At 39.2% G+C, this 5,010-nt stretch carries 3 protein-coding genes; 1 reads left to right on the plus strand and 2 read right to left on the minus strand.

Annotated features, from left to right (window positions below; translation table 11 throughout):
• The first annotated feature begins 204 nt into the window (after positions 1 to 204).
• On the plus strand, positions 205 to 1,752 hold the full coding sequence (locus HUN22_RS15565) for a hypothetical protein (protein ID WP_174731212.1): 1,548 nt from the start codon (positions 205 to 207) through the stop codon (positions 1,750 to 1,752).
• A gap of 47 nt (positions 1,753 to 1,799) precedes the next feature.
• On the opposite strand, the gene HUN22_RS15570 is transcribed toward HUN22_RS15565, so the two are convergent.
• On the minus strand, positions 1,800 to 3,134 hold the full coding sequence (locus HUN22_RS15570; RefSeq protein ID WP_174731215.1) for a D-serine ammonia-lyase: 1,335 nt from the start codon (positions 3,132 to 3,134) through the stop codon (positions 1,800 to 1,802).
• 164 nt (positions 3,135 to 3,298) lie between these two features.
• A complete protein-coding gene (locus HUN22_RS15575; protein WP_174731218.1) occupies positions 3,299 to 4,930 on the minus strand; it encodes an inorganic phosphate transporter in 1,632 nt (543 codons plus the stop codon).
• Between the last annotated feature and the right edge of the window lie 80 nt (positions 4,931 to 5,010).

Below are 5,010 nucleotides of genomic sequence, written 5' to 3' on the forward strand. Positions count from 1 at the left end.
ACGTAAGTCTATAAAAATGTGAAAAAAATGTGAAAAAAAATTCAGAACAAAATGAGATGAATTTATCATAATAATTTTCTCTTTCACGTTTCATCACATAAATAATCAAGATTATTTTGTCAGATATTGCCACTCGTTTCCTTTCATTGGCATAGATAATGTATACATCTGTATATTAACCCAGTCGTATTAACGAGATATTTTATGTCCAGCACAAGTCAAGTCGAAGGTCTACAATTTCCGGTACACGCCTCAACAAAAAAACAAAGTACATCTCTTACAGGCCAAGAGATTTTGTCAGAGGCTTTATCTATTGTAGATAATAAAACCGCACAACAAGTGTTGAATGAAAAAAACTGGCGAAAAAACTATCCTGAATATTTTAAAGCACTTGTTAAACAAGGAATTTCTAACAGTAACAACCCAATTACTATTGCAAAGCAAGGTTTGCATAAAGCGCACCATATTTTTGATTATTATCGTGATAATAAACACTACCTTTTAAAAGATGCTGTTCATATTGCTTCATCTACTCCTATTCATACAGTAAAACTTAAAGGTGAGAGTGACACAGCGCCTGAATGGTATGTTCCTTATAAAGGACAAAAATTAAGTGGGCAAAGCTTATTAGACCAAATTCAACGTTGGGAAGAAGCTGGGATTATTGAACCGAGCCATGCAAAAGCTTTGCGTGAAGCTATTGCTCATCCAGAATGGTTCGATTTATCTGACCGTACAATGGTACTGTTCGGTGCTGCTTCAGAGGCCGGTCCTCTGCCTTGGTTAGCCAAATGGAAAGCAAATATTGTTGCGGTAGATTTACCCAACTCACGAGTCTGGGGAAAAATCTTAAATACAATTCAACAAGGGAATGCCACACTCATTGCTCCATGTTTTGAATCAGTTGATTATTCAGCAAAAGCTTCTGAGTTAAAAGATAAGCTAGGTGCAAATTTACTGACTCAATTACCAGAAATTGCGCAGTGGTTGGTTCAGTTTCCACAAAAGTTAGATTTGGCAGCAATCGCCTATTTAGATGGTGAAAAGCATGTCCGTGTTTCCATGGCCATGGATAGCATCATGCAATATGTAAGCGAGCATAAATCTGATACGAGCCTTATGTTTATGTGTACTCCAACCGATGTTTATGCAGTACCAAAGGAAGTTGCAGAGGCTGCTCAAGAGAAATTTAAATCACGCAAAAAAATACAAAAATTAGCAGTGAAAGGTGTTTCCACACTTTCTCTCAATCGTTTTTTTCAAGCACCATATCAAGACTTGGTTACATGTGAAAATGGAAAAACTTATGGTATTGCTGACTGTTTAGTGGTTGAACAAGGACCAAACTATGCTTTGGCAAAACGTATTCAACAATGGCGTGCAATTTTGGCTCGCCATCAAGGGCAACGTGTCAGCATTAATATTGCACCATCGACAACAACTCACTCAGTGACTAAAAATCCATTGTTGAAAGCAGCTTTTAATGGCGCAGAGCTTTTTGATGTAGAAGCATTTAGCCCTGAAACCACCAATGCCATTATGGCAGCACTCTGGATTCATGACTTAAGGAATGAGTCTTCTGTGGCAAATCCTGAAACTGTATTGGATCATCCGCTTGAACTCATGATGGAAGGCGCTAACCATGGTGGATTATGGCGTGTGGCTTATTTAGCAAGAACTGCCCTGCCTTTCGCTGCAATTTATGGCTTTGCTACCGAAAAGCTACCTTTTAGAAAATCATCTAAAAAATAATTTGATTAAAGCCCAATCCTAGAGTTGGGCTTTTTTCTAATGTGTCTTTATTTACCTTGAAAGTGCGATAGATATTTTTGCATTTCATCAGGTGGCACCATACCGCCTCCAGTCGCCCATATTACGTGATTTGCTTGGTGCAACTGCTCAGCTGTTAACTGATGTAAAGCCAAATAATCAGGGTTAGTCTGGACATAATATGGCCCCATCATGCCTGCTACCGCAGAAGGCTCAAGCTGAATATTCTCAGTTTGATTTAAAAGTGCAATGAGCTCATATAAACGCGCATCATGAATGGTGTAGTAACCGTCGATTAACTGTTGCATCGCACGACCGACAAAACCTGAAGCACGTCCTACAGCAAGCCCGTCTGCTGCAGTAACGTTATCAATACCAATATCATTTACTGAAATCTGTTCATGCAAACCTGTGTGGACACCAAGTAACATACACGGCGAATGGGTTGGTTCTGCAAAGATACAATGTACATGCTCACCAAAAGCCAGTTTGAGTCCAAAACTCACACCACCAGGCCCACCACCTACGCCACACGGCAAATAAACAAATAATGGGTGTTCAGCATCGACTTTAATTTGTTTTTGCTCAAATTGCTGTTTTAAACGTATTCCTGCAACGGTATAACCTAAAAATAATGTTGTTGAGTTTTCATCATCAATAAAAAAGCAGTGAGGATCTTGCTCTGCGGCTTTACGCCCCTCTTCAACAGCTACGCCATAATCACTCGCATATTCCACAACACTAACGCCCAGAGAACGTAGTTTGTCTTTTTTCCACTGTCTAGCATCAGCCGACATATGAACAGTGACTCTAAAACCGAGTTTGGCACTCATAATGCCTATAGAAAGCCCAAGGTTACCTGTAGAACCTACTGCAATTTGGTATTTAGAAAAAAACGTCCGAAATGAATCTTGATCTAACTTACTATAATCATCTTCTGGTTTAAGTAGCCCTGCCTGCATGGCAAGTTTTTCTGCATGTGTGAGCACTTCATAAATACCACCACGTGCTTTGATGGAGCCTGAAATAGGTAAATGACTATCCTTTTTCAGCCAGAATGTTCCATTCAATTGCGCTTGTTCTGTTGAAGAAAGCGCTTGTTGCATATGAGCAATTTCAACAATATCTGATTCAATTTTTCCATGTTGTGCTTGAGTTTCAGGAAATACCTTTGCCAAATAAGGTGCGAAACGCGCTAGTCTTGCTTCTGCTTCACTTACGTCCTTAGCGGTTAGTCCAACTTTTTCTAAAGCTTCTTTTAAAGGATATCGATGAGGTGTAAACCAAAATGTTTCTTGATAGGCTTGAAGTGTTTCAATAAGTGGAAATTGTTGTTTTAACTGATCTATTTGAACCGCATTCATAATATATCCTGATATAAAAGTTTAAGCCCAGCCAATAAGCTGTTTGGTGGCCTATAACAACTTATTAATTTATAGATGAATGTACATGAAAAATAGTCTCAACTTTAAAAACTAAACAAATAAAAAAGCCACTGTAAACAGTGGCTTTAACTTTTCAACTGCTTTTATACAAACTGTAAGAATAACCAGTACAAACCACCTGACAAACAGATTGTTGCAGGAAGAGTAAACACCCATGCAGAGAGAATTGTCTTCACGGTATTAAAGTTTAAACCTGATTTATTCGCGACCATGGTACCCGCAACCGCACTGTTTAAAACGTGTGTTGTTGAAACTGGCATACCTAAACCATCGGCAGCTGCAATTGTACTCATTGCGACAAGCTCAGCAGACATCCCTTGACCATAAGTCATGTGGTGCTTACCAATACGCTCACCTACAGTCACAACAATACGTTTCCAACCCACCATTGTTCCTAGGCCAAGTGCTAAAGCAACCGCGACTTTTACCCAAGTTGGAATGTATTGTAAGAATGAATCTAAGCTACTACGGTATTCTTTCACAAGTTTCTTTTGTGATTGATCCATTTTTGGTAAAGCATCCGCTTTATCCAAACGTTTAAATGTAGTGGTGCTTAAATACATGTCATTACGAATTTCACTAATTGCAGCTTCAGGAATATCTTTTAAGTTGCTATAGCTAGAAACGCGCTCACCCAAATGATCAGTCATACTTGCCAATGCAGGCACAACTTCTGGAGTTTGCTGCTTAGTTTGAATATAGGTAGTCAGAATAACACGTGCTTTTTCATCGGTTAATTCTGGCTGATTTTGATTCAAAAATACGGCAGTTTGAGAAGAAAGCTGATGGAATGATTGAATTTGTTGTGTATCAAGGTTTTTATTTAATGAATAAGCCAACGGTACCAGACCAACCAAAATCAGCATGATGAGTCCCATACCTTTTTGGCCGTCATTAGAACCATGTGCAAAACTTACACCTGTACAGGTAAAGATCAAAATTGCACGAATGAGCGCTGGTGGTGGTTTATTACCTTCAGGTGGTTGGAATAATTCTAACTGGCGTTTCAAAATAGTTTTAACCAACAAGAATACAATCGCTGCAAAAGCAAAACCAATTAAAGGTGAAAATAATAATGCCTTACCGACTTTAATCACCTGATCCATGTCTACACCACTGGTCGTTACGCCAGTCGATGCACTCAATAGATGGTTCATAATGCCCACACCCAAGATTGAACCAATCAAGGTATGAGAACTAGATGCAGGAATTCCCAAGAACCATGTACCTAAGTTCCAAAGAATCGCAGCAATAAGCAGCGCAAACACCATTGCGAAACCTGCACCACTGCCCATGTTCATAATTAGTTCAACAGGCAACAATGCAATAATGCCGTAAGCGACTGCGCCGCTTGCAACCATTACCCCAAGAAAATTACAAAAACCAGCCCACATGACTGCAACTGGTGCAGGTAAAGCATTGGTGTAAATTACTGTTGCTACTGCATTTGCAGTATCGTGGAAGCCATTTACAAACTCAAAGCCTAAAGCAATCAAGAGTGCAGTAGATAAAAGAATAACGGAATAAAGACTCAAAGGTGGTACATGTGCTAAATCAGCACTCACCTGAAATCCGATATAAATAAGTGTTGCAACAATAATCGTCAGAAACACCGGCATAAAAAACTTAGGTGTAGGGACATGTACATTCGTCGATTTGACTTGCAGGTTGGCCGCAAGTTTTGAATCCGAAACAGGGGGTAGATTAGAATTCATGCAGACGGTAAGAGGATAAAAAAATCCTCTGTATTCTTAAATTAAATTATGACAATTATATGACAAAGCAGCGCCTGATG

Origin of the sequence: Acinetobacter lactucae (assembly GCF_013344765.1) — a bacterium.
In the GTDB taxonomy this organism is placed as follows: Bacteria; Pseudomonadota; Gammaproteobacteria; order Pseudomonadales; family Moraxellaceae; genus Acinetobacter; species Acinetobacter lactucae_A.

Bases quoted from the DNA above. Each gene is read 5' to 3' on its own strand.
- HUN22_RS15565 (WP_174731212.1), top strand. From the start codon at position 205: ATGTCCAGCACAAGTCAAGTCGAAGGTCTACAATTTCCGGTACACGCC.
- HUN22_RS15570 (WP_174731215.1), bottom strand. From the start codon at position 3,134: ATGAATGCGGTTCAAATAGATCAGTTAAAACAACAATTTCCACTTATT.
- HUN22_RS15575 (WP_174731218.1), bottom strand. From the start codon at position 4,930: ATGAATTCTAATCTACCCCCTGTTTCGGATTCAAAACTTGCGGCCAAC.